Here is a 394-nt window from a genome sequence, read left to right as displayed (position 1 = left end):
GCACCCGCCTCGACCGTCGCCCGATCGTCGGTGACCGTCGCATCGACGACGATCGAAGCCGCATCGTTGGCGCCGGTGATGGCGACGACGATGTTGTGGCTGGCCGTGCCGTCGAGCGAGCTGACGCTCAGCGTGTCGCTGACGGCGTCGCCCTGGTTGAGCGCCTGCGTCGCGGCCCGGTTATTGTCGAGCGTATAGGTCCAGCTGCCGCTGGCGGCATTGAAGGTGAAGCTGCCATAGATGCCGTTGAGGGAGGCCGGGGCGGCAAACGCCGCCTCGCCGTCGTCGACATCGCTGACCGTCAGCTTGCCGGAGGCATTCGGATCGCCGCTGCCGGCCGCACCCGCCTCGACCGTCGCCCGATCGTCGGTGACCGTCGCATCGACGACGATCG

General features: G+C 68.8%; 1 protein-coding gene. It reads right to left on the bottom strand.

What is annotated here, in order from left to right; all coding sequences use genetic code 11:
* Positions 1-394: VCBS domain-containing protein (locus AF337_RS24260; protein WP_244471301.1), on the bottom strand; the 394-nt coding region annotated here is incomplete at both ends.

Source organism: Rhizobium ecuadorense (genome assembly GCF_001187535.1).
GTDB lineage: Bacteria > Pseudomonadota > Alphaproteobacteria > Rhizobiales > Rhizobiaceae > Rhizobium > Rhizobium ecuadorense.
Note: the sequence above shows the minus strand (reverse complement) of the source record. Positions and strands in the feature narration are given on the sequence as shown.